Annotated in this window: 11 protein-coding genes; 9 read left to right on the top strand and 2 right to left on the bottom strand. The window is 61.7% G+C overall.

What is annotated here, in order from left to right:
- Nucleotides 1-53 precede the first annotated feature (53 nt).
- From AC1DIS_RS08275 to AC1DIS_RS08260, 4 genes are all read left to right on the top strand, one after another.
- A complete protein-coding gene (locus tag AC1DIS_RS08275; RefSeq protein ID WP_477743527.1) occupies nt 54-2,084 on the top strand; it encodes a 2Fe-2S iron-sulfur cluster-binding protein in 2,031 nt (676 codons plus the stop codon).
- A 431-nt stretch (nt 2,085-2,515) separates the two neighbouring features.
- On the top strand, nt 2,516-2,893 hold the full coding sequence (locus tag AC1DIS_RS08270) for a DUF6124 family protein (RefSeq protein WP_477780821.1): 378 nt from the start codon (nt 2,516-2,518) through the stop codon (nt 2,891-2,893).
- Between the two features lie 275 nt (nt 2,894-3,168).
- A complete protein-coding gene (locus AC1DIS_RS08265) occupies nt 3,169-4,365 on the top strand; it encodes a DUF3142 domain-containing protein (protein ID WP_477743662.1) in 1,197 nt (398 codons plus the stop codon).
- Nucleotides 4,352-6,484: a hypothetical protein gene (locus AC1DIS_RS08260; protein WP_477743528.1), complete on the top strand. Its 2,133-nt coding sequence runs from the start codon at nt 4,352-4,354 to the stop codon at nt 6,482-6,484. The genes AC1DIS_RS08265 and AC1DIS_RS08260 overlap by 14 nt, the downstream gene beginning before the upstream one ends.
- 3 nt (nt 6,485-6,487) lie before the next feature.
- Here the strand turns inward: AC1DIS_RS08260 and AC1DIS_RS08255 are convergent, their stop codons facing one another.
- Nucleotides 6,488-7,117, bottom strand: a complete 630-nt coding sequence (locus tag AC1DIS_RS08255; RefSeq protein ID WP_018927337.1) for a LysE family translocator — start codon at nt 7,115-7,117, stop codon at nt 6,488-6,490.
- A gap of 144 nt (nt 7,118-7,261) precedes the next feature.
- Between AC1DIS_RS08255 and AC1DIS_RS08250 the strand changes: the two genes are divergently transcribed.
- The gene (locus AC1DIS_RS08250) at nt 7,262-7,735 is read left to right on the top strand and encodes an Lrp/AsnC family transcriptional regulator (RefSeq protein WP_019580354.1); all 474 of its coding nucleotides are present in this window, start codon (nt 7,262-7,264) and stop codon (nt 7,733-7,735) included.
- A gap of 45 nt (nt 7,736-7,780) precedes the next feature.
- Here AC1DIS_RS08250 and lpdA read toward each other — a convergent pair whose 3' ends face one another.
- Entirely contained in the window at nt 7,781-9,181 is a 1,401-nt protein-coding gene (gene lpdA, locus AC1DIS_RS08245) for a dihydrolipoyl dehydrogenase (RefSeq protein ID WP_477743529.1), read from the bottom strand.
- Nucleotides 9,182-9,391: 210 nt separating this feature from the next.
- On the opposite strand from lpdA, the gene hflK (AC1DIS_RS08240) reads away from it, so the two are divergent.
- From hflK (AC1DIS_RS08240) to AC1DIS_RS08225, 4 genes are read left to right on the top strand one after another with little or no spacing between them, the layout of a single operon-like run.
- Nucleotides 9,392-11,356 carry a protease modulator HflK gene (hflK, locus tag AC1DIS_RS08240; protein WP_086945266.1) on the top strand — a complete coding sequence of 655 codons (1,965 nt, stop codon included), beginning with the start codon at nt 9,392-9,394 and terminating at the stop codon, nt 11,354-11,356.
- Nucleotides 11,353-12,408 carry a protease modulator HflC gene (hflC, locus tag AC1DIS_RS08235; protein WP_086945235.1) on the top strand — a complete coding sequence of 352 codons (1,056 nt, stop codon included), beginning with the start codon at nt 11,353-11,355 and terminating at the stop codon, nt 12,406-12,408. Before hflK (AC1DIS_RS08240) ends, hflC begins: the two co-directional genes overlap by 4 nt.
- A complete protein-coding gene (gene hflK / locus AC1DIS_RS08230; protein ID WP_026286517.1) occupies nt 12,405-13,463 on the top strand; it encodes a protease modulator HflK in 1,059 nt (352 codons plus the stop codon). The genes hflC and hflK (AC1DIS_RS08230) overlap by 4 nt, the downstream gene beginning before the upstream one ends.
- Entirely contained in the window at nt 13,460-15,370 is a 1,911-nt protein-coding gene (locus AC1DIS_RS08225) for a heavy metal translocating P-type ATPase (protein ID WP_477780820.1), read from the top strand. Before hflK (AC1DIS_RS08230) ends, AC1DIS_RS08225 begins: the two co-directional genes overlap by 4 nt.
- Nucleotides 15,371-15,409 lie beyond the last annotated feature (39 nt).

The following is a 15,409-nucleotide window of genomic DNA, read 5'->3' as shown; positions in this document are numbered from 1 at the left end:
CCTATTCAGTCGGGCCGTTCTTATTGCGCAATGAGCGCAGGGGAGAAGCCGTTATGGAACGTTCACCTTGGCATGCAGGCGAGAAACAGTTGCAAGCCCACGTGGGTGTCGGGGAGCGAATGGAGGCATTGGGTCGTAGGGTGATTCGCGGCGAGATGCCGGACCAGCACCGCACGTTCTATCAGCAACTGCCGTTCATGCTGTACGGCGCGGTGGATGCCGACGGCAACCCTTGGGCGAGCATTCTTGAAGGGGCGCCGGGCTTTGCGAAGTCCCCCGAGCCCGGGCTGTTGCAGATCGGCAGCCTGCCCGGTCGCGACGATCCTGCACAACTGCAAGACGGGGCGGCGATCGGTCTGCTCGGTATCGAGCTGCACACCCGGCGTCGCAACCGTCTCAATGGTCGAGTCGGCGCTGTAACGGCGAGCGGCTTCGAGGTGACGGTGGAGCAATCCTTCGGCAATTGCCCGCAATACATTCAATTGCGCCAGTTTCGCTCGGTGCCATTGGCGGATCCGGAGACCCGTATCGCGCAGCATCTCAATGGTCTGGATGACGCGGCCAAAGCCATGATTGCCAGCGCCGATACCTTCTTTGTCGCCAGCTATGTGGACGTCGATGGCCAACGCTCGGTGGACGTTTCTCATCGGGGCGGCCAGGCCGGTTTCGTCCAGATAGAAGGCAATCGCCTGACCATCCCGGACTTCGCCGGCAACCTGTTCTTCAATACCTTGGGCAACCTGCTGATCAACCCTTGGGCCGGTTTGCTGTTCATCGATTTCGATTCGGGCGATTTGCTGCACCTCAGCGGTCGCACGCAAGTCATCCTTGAAGGCCCGCAGATCGAAGCCTTTCAAGGGGCTGAGCGGCTGTGGACATTCGAGGTGGAGCACGCGGTGCGTCGGCCCGCGGCACTGGCCTTGCGCTGGCGCTTTGACGGCGTGTCGCCCACCAGTCTGCTGACCGGCACCTGGACGCAGGCGAATGCACGCCTGCAAGCCCAGGCGCTGGGGAATCGCTGGCGGCCGCTGCGAGTGACGCGCATCGAGCGGGAGAGCCACAACATCCGTTCAATCTATCTGGAGCCTGCCGATGGCGCCGGGTTGCCGGTGTTTCAAGCCGGGCAACATTTGCCCTTGCGGTTCAACATCGCAGGCGATGTGCACATCCGCACGTACAGCTTGTCGAGCGCGCCATCCGATGACTTTTTCCGCATCAGCGTGAAGCGTGAAGGCCTGGTGTCCTCGCACCTGCATGAGCAGATTCGTGTCGGCGATGTGCTTGAAGCCCGCTCGCCTCAAGGGCATTTCACCGTGGCACCGAATGAGCGTCGGCCGCTGGTGCTATTGGCTGCCGGCGTGGGGATCACGCCGCTGCTGTCGATGCTGCGGGAGGTGGTTTATCAAGGCCTGCGCACGCGGCGCATCCGTCCTGTGTGGTTCTTCCAGAGCTCGCGGACCTTGGCCGATCAACCGTTTCGCCCTGAGCTGGATCGCCTGCTCGACGGCCTCGGTGATGAGGTGCGGGTGCTGCGTTTGCTTAGTCAGCCGGAGGCCGATGCCCGTGAGGGTGAAGATTACGACCTGACAGGGCGCATCGACGCCGACTTGCTCAAGACCACTCTTGAGGTGGAGGACTACGACCAAGTGGATTTTGTCCTGTGCGGTCCGGGAAGTTTTACCCAGGGGCTGTACGACAGCCTGCGGGATCTGGATGTCCCTGATTCAAGGATTCATGCCGAAACCTTTGGCCCGTCGACGCTGCGTCGCAAGCCGGACCCGGACGCGGTGGTCATCGAGCAATTGCCGGCCGCTACCGTTTCGGTGCCCGTCGTGTTCCAGCGCTCTGCCAAAGAAGCGCGTTGGCAGCCAGACGGCGGCAGTTTGCTGGAGTTGGCGGAGAGCCGTGGCTTGCGCCCGGAATTCAGTTGCCGCGGCGGTTCCTGCGGGACCTGCAAAACCCGGTTGATCAGCGGAGAGGTGAATTATCCACAGCCTCCGGCGGAGGCTCCCGATGCGGGTGAGGTGCTGATTTGTTGTGCGGTGCCGGCGCAGGGTTCGCAGCCGTTGGTGTTGGATCTGTAACTGAACCAGACAACAGAGAAAATCCCCTGTGGCTTACTCGCGAAAGCGGTGTCTCAGACAACTTCCACGTTGAATGTTAAACAGCCTTCGCGAGCAAGCCCGCTCCCACATTCGATCTCGGCTGGCCTGAAAATATTTGCGAACATCCTACAAATTTGGCTGTTCTGAAGGACAAATCCGACAAGTTCTAGCGGTTGTCGTATCAGAAGTCCGAGGGATAGGCTTTGGGAGTCACTGCAAATTCAGTGATCGGGTTTGGTCGCTCAGGTTTAGAATGGCGCACTTTTGTGCTTGCTTCATGGCGAGCTGTGCGTGGGAGGGCTTAGGCCCTGCCGGGTTCCATTCCCTGGTCGACCAACCCGCGTACGGTTCGCCACCCTTCTGCTTGGTCGCAGTGTTGGCGAACTCCAGTTCTCGAATGGAGTTTCACCATGTTCAAAGCCACACCGAATCCCCCGGAAACCGACGACGTTTCCCCCTACGAATCCCTCGATTCAAAAAAGCTCAACGAAGCCGCCGAGCGCGCGCTCGATCACTACCTCAACCCCTCCGCCCTCAAATCCCCCGCGGCCCGCAAGCCGAGCACGATGTTTATGGTTGCGCCGGATATCAAAGACGAAGACCTGTTGGCCCACACCYGTGAATCGTTGGCCCAGGCCAGTGTGATGGCGAGTGATTTTGCGGGGTATCTGCAAGGGCCGCACCGGCATACGGCGATGGCGATTCAACAGATCGTCATGCTGGCGGAACTGGCGGTGAACCGGATGCTGGATAACCTTGCCATCCCGAAACCTGCGCCACACAGCTGAACAATGTGGGAGCGARCAAGCCCGCTCGCTCCCACAAAAGCATTCAGGCGCTGGACGCAGTGGTGGCGAAGAATCAGGTGATCATTGCCTGCAAGCCGATAGCTGAGTAGGCTGCCGGGAATTCGTAACCGATCAATTGTGGCGAGGGAGCTTGCTCCCGCTGGGCTGCGAAGCAGCCCCTTCATATCATCAGACACACCACATGGGCTGCATTTTGCGACTGCTGCGCAGTCGAGCGGGAGCAAGCTCCCTCGCCACAGAGGATGAGGGTGGGCATTGTGTTTTTCATTCGCTTGTCGGCCTTGCTTGGCGCATTGATGTTGCTCAACGGTTGCGAGCAACCGGACGCGCCGCCGCTCGATCAGCAACTCTATGTCTGGCAACGGCTATGGACGCCAGCCCATGACGCCGCGCTGCGCGACAGCCACACCGATTTCTCGACCTTGCGCGTGCTGGCCTTGCAGGCATTTCCACAGTCTGGCTGGAGCCGGGCGCGGATCGATCCGGCGCTGCTCAAGCGTGATGGCCGACCGCTGATTGCGGTGGTTCGTCTGGATGGCCAGCTCAATGGGCTGGACCGGGACGAGGTCACGGCGCAGATCCAGCAGGTGCTCAGCGATTGGCAAGGGCAGGGGCTGACCCTGTCCGGCGTGGAAATCGACCACGATGCGGGCAACGCCCGGTTACCGGCCTACCGCGAATTCCTCACCCATTTGCGTGGCGTTCTGCCGGCGTCCTTGCCACTGAGCATCACCGCGTTGCCGGCCTGGCTAGACAGTTCTGAATTGCCGGCGTTGCTGGCAACGGTCGACAGCAGCGTGTTGCAGGTGCACGCGGTGAGCGATCCACGGCGTGGGCTGTTCGACCCGGATCAGACACGGCAGTGGGCCAGGGCCTGGAGTCGCAACACATCGAAACCGTTTTATCTGGCGCTGCCGGCTTATGGCGTGGCGCTGTTGCCGGGGGCCGGGGGCGCGCCGGTCGTGGAAAGCGAAGTGCCCATCGAGCAAGGCGGTGAACGTCGGGAGTTGCTGGCAGACCCGCAGCAACTGAGTAAGCTCGGCACCGAGTTGCGCGCCGATCCACCGGCCCATCTGGCCGGGCTGATCTGGTTTCGCCTGCCCCTGGCCAATGATCGCAGGGCCTGGAGCCTGACGACGCTGGGCGCTGTGGCGCGCGGCGATACGCTCGACAGTCATGTGGGGCTGAAACTCTCGGCGCAGGACGGCCTCTACGACATCAGCCTCAGCAACCAAGGCAACCTCGACAGTGCCTGGCCCGAACGTCTGACGCTGGCGGTGCAGGGCTGCGAGGGCGCCGATGCGCTGGCCGGTTATGCGTTGCAACAGCGCCCGGATCTGCTTACCTTCATCCGCCTGCGTGACGGTCGAATCCCGGCCGGCGGGCAGCGCGCTATCGGTTGGGCTCGCTGCGCACACATTGATCAAGGAGGTTCGAATGTTTACCCGTAACTGGCCCCGCCATGTGCTTTGCCTGAGCCTCAGCCTGCCATTGGGTTCGGCGCTGGCCTGCGGGCCGGACTTCCCCATGCGCCTGCTCGACAACCGTGGCCAGTCGCTGGCGGAACTGCCGGAAGGCAACTTCAACCTTGAGATCAGCCGCCTCGGGCATGCCATCGCGGGACTGAAAAATGTCACCGCCGCCACCAACATTCCGGGGGACGGTTACGGCGATGCGCCTGATTACACCCATCAGCGCGATACCGCTGAACAGGCCGGTCTGACGCCTGAGCAGCAAGCGCTGGTGAAACAACTGCGCAACCTGATCGATGCCCGTCAGGTTGAAGAGCAAGGCGCGAATCTGCCGCCCGAGCACAGACTCTATCTGGCTGGCGCCGTGGCGTTCAACGCCGGTGACCATGGCCTGGCCGCCGACTACTTCCAGAAAGTGCTGGCGCTGCCGGCGGAACAACGCCCGTTGCGTAGCACCTGGGCGGCGTACTCGTTGGGCCGGGCGCTGTTTGCCATGAGTTCAGAAGCAGGCGCGACCCCTGACCTGTTGGCTCAGTCCCGCAAGGCCTTCGAGCAGACCCGTCAACTGAGCATCGACGGCTTCAACGACCCGTTGGAACTGGGTGTCGCCAGCCTCGGCGAAGAAGCGCGAGTGGCCCGCACCGCGGGTGACTGGGACAACGCCATCCAACTCTACGCCACGCAGAACCTTCACGGCTCGGCGGTGGGCTACACCTCGCTGAAGCTGTTGATGGCCGATCTGGCGGCGATGCCCGACGAGCAACTGGCCGGGTTGCTCAAGGGCAAAGCGGTGCAGCAACTGGTGACGGCGTCGTTGATCAGTCGGCTGGGCTGGTCATTCGGTGATCAACCGCCGAACGAACAGAAACTGATCAAACTGCTGCAAAGCAGCACCCGTGGCAGTCTGGATAATGCCGATCGCCTGGCGGCGATGAATTATCAACAGGGCGATTACGCCAGCGCCAAAGCCTTCCTCGAACAGGCTGGTGACGGTGGCCTTGCATGGTGGTTGCGGGCGAAGCTGGCGGTGCGTGATGGCGACAAAAACGCCGCCGCAGCGGCCTATGCCAAAGCCGCCCAGGCCTTCCCGCAGAACGAATCCTGGGGCGAGCGGCGGACGCCCGACTGGGATTACGAAACGCTCCAGCCCAAGTGCCGGGTCGAGGGTGAAAGCGCGATCCTGGCCCTGCAACGCGGGGATTACCTGCAGGCCTTCGATCAGCTCTATCGCAGCCAGGGCATCTACTGGTTCGACGCGGCCACCGTGGCTGAGCGGGTGCTGACCCTCGATGAACTCAAGCAGTACGTCGACACCCAGGTGCCGGCACCGCCACCGCTCAGCCAGCAGGATCGCGACAATTATGTGCCGTTGCCGGTGGCCGCGAGCCTGCGCAATCTGCTCGGGCGGCGTTTATTGCGTGAAGAGCGTTACGATGAGGCTCCGGCTTACTTCGACAACGCGGATTTGCAGGCCAAGGCCAAATGGTATGGGCAATTGCGCAAGGAGGCCGAGTCCAAATGGTGGCCGACCTCCAAGGCATTCGCTTATTACTACTCCGCGACGCTGGCTCGCTACGATGGGATGGAGCTGTTGGGCTACGAGATGTCCCCGGATTACGTGACCTTCGGTGGCAATTACAGCCTGGAAGCTCCGGAGCTCAAGGTCGGACCGCTGATGACCGAGGGCGAAGTGCAGCGTCAGCAAGCTACGGTGGCGCAACCTGATGAGCGTTTCCATTACCGTTATGTCGCCACGGCTCTGGCGAGTAAGGCCGCCGATCATCTGCCCCACAGCAGTCAGGCGTTTGCTTCGATGCTATGCAAGGCCTCAGGGTGGGGCACCAACCTGCAAGAGCAAAGCGCGTTCTATCGTCGTTATGTAGAGGAGGGGCCCTATGTGGTCTGGGCCGGTGATTTCGGTCATCAATGCCAGGAGCCGGACTTCCAGAATGCCGACAAGCGCTATGTGACCCAGGTCACCGACGCTATGCGGTCCACGCTGCGACCCTACAAAAAACCATTGCAGATCGGCGCCGTGTTGGCCGTTACGGCAGCGGCGCTGTTGTTGATCAGTCGCCGCCGTCGGAAAGCGCGATAACGCTCAAGCTTGTTGAACAAAGGTCAGCCGCACAGCAAAACCAATCAACAGGCTGCCAAACAACCACTGTTGTACCCGCTGGGCCGATGGACTGCGTTGCAGCCAACGGCCCAACGCAGCGCCGACCAGCGCGTAGGCGCTGTCGAACAGCAAGCCGACGCTGACCAGCATCATGCCCAGGGTCGCAAATTGCGCGAGCACCGGTCCGGCTTGAGGGTTGATGAACTGCGGCAGCAGCACCGAGCAAAACAGCAGCGCCTTGGGGTTGAGCAGGTTAGTCAGCAAACCGCGCTGGATCGCCTCCGGCCACCGTGGTTTAGCAGTCGTTGCGTCTGCACCGTTCAAGCTCGGCAGCATCGTGGTGCGCAGGCACTGAATGCCGATCCAGAGCAGGTACGCGGCGCCGGCCAGGCGCACCACGTCGAAGGTCCAGGGCGCAGTCCTGAACAGCGTCGCCAAACCCAATGCCGCCAATGCCACATGACAACCGCGCGCCACGCCCAGCCCCAATGCCGTGGCCAGCGCCGCGCCTTTGCCCTGACGAGCGCCGGTCTGCAACAGCAGAATCATGTCCGGGCCCGGCAACAGGTACACCACTGTCAATGCCATGAAAAACAGCCAGAGTTCTGTCATGTCGCCCCCATTCGTTGTCGATTTGGTGGGGTCAGTCTACGGCCGAGGGGCAGGGCAGGTGGTTGCGTAGTCGGCTTCTAAAGCTTCGATATTTGGCATAACCTGCCAGTTTGTGATGATCGAACCATCAGGATCTACCAAAACATGAAACTGGACGCCTACGACCGCAAAATCCTCACGGCGCTGCAACGGGACGGACGCCTGAGCAACGTACAACTGGCCGATGAGATCGGCTTGTCGGCCTCGCCCTGTTTGCGCCGGGTCCGGATGCTGGAAGAGGCCGGTGTGATTCGTGGCTATCAGGCCAACCTTGATCGAGATGAAGTGGGCCTTGGGCTGACGGTGTTTGTCGGGGTCAAAGTCGAACGGCATAACGATGAACAAGCCGAAGCGTTTCGCCTGGCCGTGACGGCATTGCCTGAGGTGATTTCGGCGTTTCTGGTGTCCGGGGAATCGGATTTTCTGCTGCAAGTGGTGGTACCGGACTTGCGCGCCTATGACCGTTTCCTCACCGGGCGATTGCTGAAATTGCCGGGCGTGAGCGATATCCGCAGCAATTTTGCAATTCACACGGTGAAGACGCCGGGAGCGTTGCCGTTGGGGCATCTGCCTGACTGAAAAAGCGAAAAGATCGCAGTCTTTGGCCGCGATCTTTTGATCGTTCTAAATCTGCGTCGCCATCCCTTCCACATTCATCGCCGCCTGGCGCAAGGCCTCGGAGCGGGTAGGGTGCGGATGGCAGGTCAGGGCGATGTCTTCGGCCGAGGCGCTGAACTCCATGGCCACGCAATATTCGCCAATCATTTCGCTGACGCTCGGGCCCACAAGGTGCACACCGAGAACTTCGTCGGTGCGCTCATCGGCCAGTACCTTGGCGAAGCCTTCGGTTTCGTGGTTGATCTTCGCCCGGCTGTTGGCGGTGAAGGGGAATTTGCCGACCTTGTAGGCGCGACCTTCGGCCTTCAACTGTTCTTCGGTCTTGCCGACGCTGGCCAGCTCCGGTTTGGTGTAGATCACGCTGGGGATCAGGTCGTAATTGACCTCGCCAGCCTTGCCGACGATCTGCTCGATGCAGGCCATGGCTTCGTCTTCGGCCTTGTGGGCGAGCATCGGCCCTGAGGTGACGTCACCGATTACCCAGACCCCCGCGGCTTCAGTGCGGTGGCCCTTGTTGGCGAGCATGCCGCGTTTGTCGGTGGCGAGGCCGACGTTCTCCAGCCCCAGGCCCTGGGTGTAAGGACGACGACCGATAGCCACCAGCACGTAGTCGGCTTCCAGCAGTTCGGCGGTGCCACCTGCGGCCGGTTCGACACTGAGTTGAACACCGCTTGCCGAGGAGGTGGCGCTGGTGACTTTCGAACTCAACTTGAAGCGGATGCCTTGCTTGCTCAATGAGCGCTGAAGGGTTTTACCGGCTTCAGCATCCACACCCGGGCAGATCCGGTCGAGAAATTCGACGACCGTCACCTGAGCACCCAGGCGCCGCCATACCGAACCCAGTTCCAGGCCGATCACCCCAGCGCCGATCACCACCAGGTGCTTCGGTACTTCAGCCAGCGACAGCGCGCCCGTGGAGTCGAGGATGCGTTGGTTGTCGATGTCCACGCCTGGCAGGGGAGTGGGTTCGGAACCGGTGGCGATGATGATGTCTTTGGCGCTCAGCCGGGTCTTGCCACCCTGATTGTCGGTCACCGTGACGCTACCCGGCCCGTCGATGTGGCCCCACCCCTTGATCCAGTCGACCTTGTTTTTGCGAAACAGAAACTCGATGCCCTTGGTCAACCCTGTGACGCTTTCATCCTTCTGTTTCATCATCTGAGCCAGGTTGAGCACAGGTTTGACCTCGATCCCGAGGTTGGCGAATTCCGCCCCCGTGGCCGCGTCGTAGAGCTCGGAGGCATGCAGCAATGCCTTGGACGGCATGCAACCGACATTCAGGCAGGTCCCGCCGAGGGTGGCGCGGCCTTCCACGCAGGCCGCTTTCAAGCCCAACTGCCCGGCGCGGATCGCTGCGTTGTAACCGCCGGGGCCGGCGCCCAGAATCACGACGTCATAGGTGCTCATGGTGCAACTCCTGGATTGAGAGGGGCGGGATCGATAAAAAGTAGTCTTCAATAAAAATTACGAACGTAATATGTGCGTTTCTCACCATTTCGGTCAAGGCTTCAGCTTGGCGACAGGTTCAGCGTTTTTAGATAGAACGATTCAGGACGAAAATTTCACCATTTTCGTTATATCGTAACGAATTGTGATGTGAGCAATGGCTGGGGTGGTATGCAAGTCGATCTCGATGGCGATGGGGCACAGATAGCAGGGCTGCCGCGCTTTCAGCAGGCGGTCGTTCAAGGACGTCGATTACGCCAATGGGCAATCGGTTTGGGGGCCTTGGCGGCCGCAGGGCTGGTGCTGGCGTTTTTTGTCGGGCTGTTTGCACCGCAGTCGCTCTGGCCCGCGTTGCTGGTCAATCAGAGCGCCGGTTTGCTGGTGCTGGTCGCCGGTCTGCAGTCGGCCTGGTGGATAACGCAGTGGCGCGCACGAGCGATGAATCCATCAGTGTTGGTGCCGGTGGCTATCACCGAAGAAGTCGTTGTCGCCGAAGGTTGGTACGAGCGGTTGCTGGACGGCATCAGTCAGCGTTGGCTGCGGTTGCTTGGGCAGATCGGTGCACCGACGCTCTGGCTTGGCGGCTGGGCGTTGTTGAGTTTGTACAGCATCGAGCAGGTCTGGAACCTCGCTTTGCCACCCGCTGCGTTGGGATTATCGGCCAGTGTCGGCGCGGCGTTGTCGTTGCTGCTGGCGTTCGGTTTGCTGGTGCTGGAGCGGCAACTGGCGCAGGAAAATGTCGCCCAATGGCCTGAAGCCGGGTCGTTGGCGCAGCTGGCGCGGGTCGCGATTATTGGCCTGGTGCTCAGCGCCTTGTGTCTGTTGTTCGGTAGCGAAACAGCCGTCTGGCCGGTGCGTCTGGCGGTGCTGATCGGCTTGTTGCCGGGGCTGGTCGCCATCGAGTTGTTGCTGCGCGCCGTGTTGTCACTGTTCAGCCCCCGTCGTGAACAGCTTGAACCGACCTTGCTGGCGCGAAGCTTCGTCGCCGATATGTTGCGCTGGCCGCCACAGCCCCTGCTCGCATTGCAGCACGAGTTGCACAATCGCTTCGGTATCGACCTGCGACAAATCTGGGCCTTCACCTACATGCGCCGGGCGTTTTTGCCGGTGCTGGCGGTGGTGGCAATCGTCGGTTGGTCGCTCACCGGCATTCATGAAATACCGCTACAGGGGCGGGGCATCTACGAACGTTTCGGCAAACCGGTGGAAGTGTTTGGGCCCGGTTTGCACGCCGGTTTGCCGTGGCCGCTGGGTCGCGTGCTGAGCGTCGAGAACGGCGTAGTCCATGAGTTGGCCACCAGCGTGGGCGAAGCATCGGCCCCGGTCGCGGCCGAACCTGCCGAAGGCCCGGCACCGGCCATTGCCAATCGCTTGTGGGACGCCAGCCATGTGAATGACAAATCCCAGGTCATCGCCAGCAGCCGTGCCGACAAGCAGAGCTTTCAGATCGTCAACATGGACGTGCGCTTCGTCTATCGCATCGGCCTGAGCGATCAGGCGGCTCTGGCCGCGACGTACAACAGCGCCGACGTGCCGACGCTGATTCGCAGCACCGCCAGCCGGATTCTGGTTCATGACTTCGCCTCAAGAACCCTCGACGGTTTGCTCGGCGAAGACAGGGTAGGGCTCTCTGAAGAAATCGGCCGCGCCGTGCAGGCGGATCTGCAAAAACTCGACAGCGGCGTGGAAATTCTCGCCACGGTGGTCGAGGCCATTCATCCGCCAGCGGGGGCTGCCAATGCTTATCACGGCGTTCAAGCAGCGCAGATTGGCGCCCAGGCATTGATCTCCCGCGAGCGCGGTGCCGCAGCGGAGGCGACCAACCAGGCGCAATTGCAGGCCAGCATCGCTCGCGATCAAGCCACGGCCAGTGCGCATGAAATCAACTCGAGCGCTCGGGCCGCCGACCTGAAATTTGCCGCCGAGCGAAAGGCGTACTCCAGCGCCGGCCAGGCTTTTGTACTGGAGCAATACCTCAGCCAACTGACCCAGGGTCTGGCTAACGCCAAGCTGCTGGTTCTCGATCACCGTCTGGGTGGTAGCAGCAATGCGCCGACCATCGACCTACGTACATTCACGCTGCCGGCTGACCCTGCGCCGTCGCGTAATACCGCTCAGCCAGGAGCCGCCCATTGAGCCAGTCGACGCCTACTCACGATCATCACGACCACGATGACCACGCCGGCCACGATCACGGCCATGGCGGGCATCACCACGGTCATCATCACCATCACCACCATGGTGATCCGCACGAAGCTGGCCCTTTTCCGTGGCGGCGAATGGGCTGGGCGGCGCTRCTGGTGGCCTTTGCCGTTGCGGCGGCAAGCCTGGTGCAAGTGCGCTCGGGGGAGGCCACGGTGATTACGCGCTTTGGCAATCCATCGCGGGTGTTACTGGAGCCGGGTCTTGGCTGGCGTTGGCCGGCGCCGTTCGAGGCGGCGATTCCGGTTGATCTGCGGCTGCGTACCACCTCCAGCGGTTTGCAGGATGTGGGCACGCGCGACGGTCTGCGCATCATCGTGCAAGCCTACGTGGCCTGGCAGGTACAGGGCGATCCGGACAACGTGCAACGTTTTATGCGCGCTGTACAGAATCAACCCGATGAAGCCGCGCGGCAGATTCGTACCTTTGTCGGCTCGGCGCTGGAAACCACTGCCAGCAGTTTCGACCTGGCCAACCTGGTGAACACTGACGCCAACCAGGTGCACATCGCCGATTTCGAAGCGCAGCTGCGCCAGCAGATCGATCAGCAGTTGCTCACCACCTATGGCGTGCGAGTGCTGCAAGTCGGTATCGAGCGCTTGACGCTGCCATCGGTGACGCTCACCGCGACGGTCGATCGTATGCGCGCCGAGCGTGAAACAATCGCCACTGAACGCACGGCTATCGGCAAACGTGAAGCGGCACAAATCCGTTCTGCGGCCGAGCGTGATGCGCGAATCGTACAAGCTGATGCCACTGTGAAAGCCGCAGACATCGAAGCCCAATCCCGCGTCGAAGCCGCGCAGATTTACGGCCGCGCCTACGCAGGCTCACCGCAGCTCTACAATTTGCTGCGTTCGCTCGACACCTTGGGCACCATCGTCGCACCGGGCACCAAACTGATTTTGCGCACCGATGCGGCGCCGTTCCGGGTGTTGGTTGACGGTCCACCGACGCTCGAAAACAAGTCCGGGTCGCAGCCATGAGTTTGGTTCCACGTGGAACAAATGAATTGAGCAGCCCCTGGATTCAGGCCGGGCGCTTGGCTTTTCTCGCGCTTTACGCCGTGACCGTGCTGGCTGCTTTGGCGTGGGCATTTTCCAATGTGCGGCAGATCGACCCGCAGAATCGCGCCGTGGTGCTGCACTTCGGCGCGCTGGATCGCATTCAAAATTCCGGCTTACTGTTGGCGTGGCCACGACCGTTTGAGCAGGTGATCTTGTTGCCGGCAGCGGATCGGGTGATCGAGCGTCGGGTGGAAAATCTGCTGCGCACCGATGCCGCGTTGCAGGCCGACCGGGTGGCGAGCTTCGCCACACCCCTCAGCGATGCGCTCGCCGGTTCCGGTTATCTGCTGACCGGTGACGCGGGCGTGGTGCAGCTGGATGTGCGGGTGTTCTACAAAGTCACTGAGCCCTATGCCTTCGTTCTTCAGGGTGAGCATGTGTTGCCGGCTCTGGATCGACTGGTGACGCGCAGTGCCGTGGCACTCACCGCGGCGCGAGACCTGGACACCATTCTGGTGGCTCGACCGGAACTGATCGGTGCCGACAATCAGGCTGCCGAACGTCGCGAACGTCTGCGCGGCGATCTGGTGCGAGGCATCAATCAACGCTTGGCCGAACTGACGGCGACCGGGCAGGGCTTGGGTATCGAAGTGGCGCGGGTCGATGTGCAATCGAGTCTGCCCGGCCCGGCAGTGAGCGCGTTCAACGCCGTGTTAACTGCCAGCCAGCAAGCTGACAAGGCCGTGGCCAATGCGCGCACGGAAGCCGAGAAGCTGACTCAGTCCGCCAATGAACAAGCCGACCGCACGCTGCAAGTGGCTCACGCCCAGGCCAGCGAACGCCTGGCCAAAGCCTCCACCGACACCGCCACAGTATTAAGCCTGGCCAAGGCGCAACAGCAGGGCACCGATCCGCAAATGCTGCTGCGTATTTACCGTGAGCGGATGCCGAAGATTCTCGGGCAGGCCGGTTCGGTGACGACGGTCGATCCGAAAGACGATTCCCGCCTGATCATTCAGGGAGCTGCGCAATGACTGCCCAAACCGCCGCCGCGCCGAGCATGTTGTCTTCGGCTGAACAACGTAGCGCCGCGCGCCAGTTGACCCTGGCCATGCTTGCACTGGGCTTGCTTGCGCTCGGCCTGATCTGGCGCTGGTTGTTGCCGGAGCAGACCGGGGTCAGCCAATTGCTGTTGGGTTTTGCTTCGTTGCTGGTGGCCGTGCCGGTCATGCGTTCGGCGTGGTACAGCCTGCGTTATCCGAGCCTGCACGGGATCACCGATCAGTTGATTGCCCTCGCCATGCTCGGCGCTTGGGCCACTGGCGATCTGCTGACTGCGGCACTGCTGCCGATCATCATGATCTTCGGCCATGTGCTGGAAGAGCGCAGCGTGATCGGCTCACAGGAAGCGATTCATGCCCTCGGCAAACTGACGCGTAGCCATGCGCGCAAGATTCAGGCTGACGGCGCTATCGTTGAAGTCGATAACGGCACACTCAAGGCCGGCGACCTGGTGGAGGTGCGTGCGGGTGATCGCGTGCCGGCCGATGGTCGGGTGTTGTCCGGTCAGGCGAGCCTCGACACTGCATCGATCACCGGTGAGTCGGTGCCCATAGAGGCCGTTGTGGGCATGCCGGTGTTCGGCGGAGCGATCAACCTTGATGGCCTCTTGCGCATTGAAGTGACCCGCACCGGTCACGAGTCGACACTGGGTAAAGTCATCGCGTTGATGCAAAACGCCGAACGCTCCAAGCCGCCGATCACCCGTTTGCTCGAACGCTACGCCGGCAGTTACATGGTGCTGGTGTTGCTGCTGGCTGCCGTAACCTGGTTCGTCACCAACGATGCCCAGGCGATGCTTGCGGTGTTGGTGGCGGCCTGTCCTTGCGCACTGGTGTTGTCGGCACCGGCCACGGCGATTGCCGGGGTGGCGGTCGCAGCTCGGCACGGGATTCTGATTCGCAGCTCGGCGTTCCTCGAAGAATTGGCTGACCTGACGTCGTTGGTGGTCGACAAGACCGGAACCCTGACGTTCGGCACCTTGCGCCTGCAATCGATCGACAGTCCGCTGAAAGATCGCAGTCACGTACTGAAACTCGCCGCCAGCCTTGGCTCTGCCAGCAGCCACCCGGTCAGCCGCGCGTTGGCCGGGTTGGTCACTCAGGAACATTTTCTGCTGCTCTCCGACATCCGCGAGCGTCAGGGGCTGGGTGTCGTGGCGATGACGGAGCAGGGCGAAGCGGCCCTCGGTCGTCCGGAGCTGTTCGCGCAATTGGGCATCGTCACCTCAGCTGTTCCCGGCCACGATGGCCCGATTGCCGGGCTGGCACTCAACGGTGAATTTCTCGCTTGGCTGTTGCTCGCCGACAGCGTCAAACCCGAGGCGCGGTTTGCCCTGAGCGAGTTGCGTGAACTGGGCTTGGGTCGTCAGTTGTTGCTGACCGGGGATCGACAAAGCGTGGCTCATACGCTGGCCCGGGATGTGGGCATCAGCGATGTCGAAGCCCAGGCCTTGCCCGAGGACAAACTCAATCGCGTGTTGAAAGAAATCGACAGCGGTTTCCGGCCGATGGTGGTGGGAGACGGCATCAACGATTCCCTGGYGCTGAAGGCCGGTGTGGTCGGCGTGGCCATGGGCGCGGGCGGTGCGGACATCGCGCTGGCCTCGGCCGATATCGTACTGATCGGCAGCGACCTGCGCCGGCTCGGAACCTGTGTGCGCCTGAGTCGCCAATGCCGGCAGACTTTACAGGTGAACGTAATCATCGGTCTGGGCTGGACCCTGGCGATTGTCGCCTTTGCCGCATTCGGCTGGCTGGGCGCGGCCGGGGCGATGATTGCCGCGCTGTTGCACAACTTGAGTACGTTATTGGTGCTCGGTAATGCTGGGCGTTTGCTGCGTTTTCAGGAGCCTTTGCTCAAGCTCAAAGATGAGGTTTGAGCGAGGCGAAAAGTTTTTTCATCGCCTCTGTAACGCCGT

The sequence above is a fragment of the Pseudomonas sp. 05N433 genome, assembly GCF_056396925.1.
This window is presented reverse-complemented; position numbering and strand designations above follow the sequence as displayed.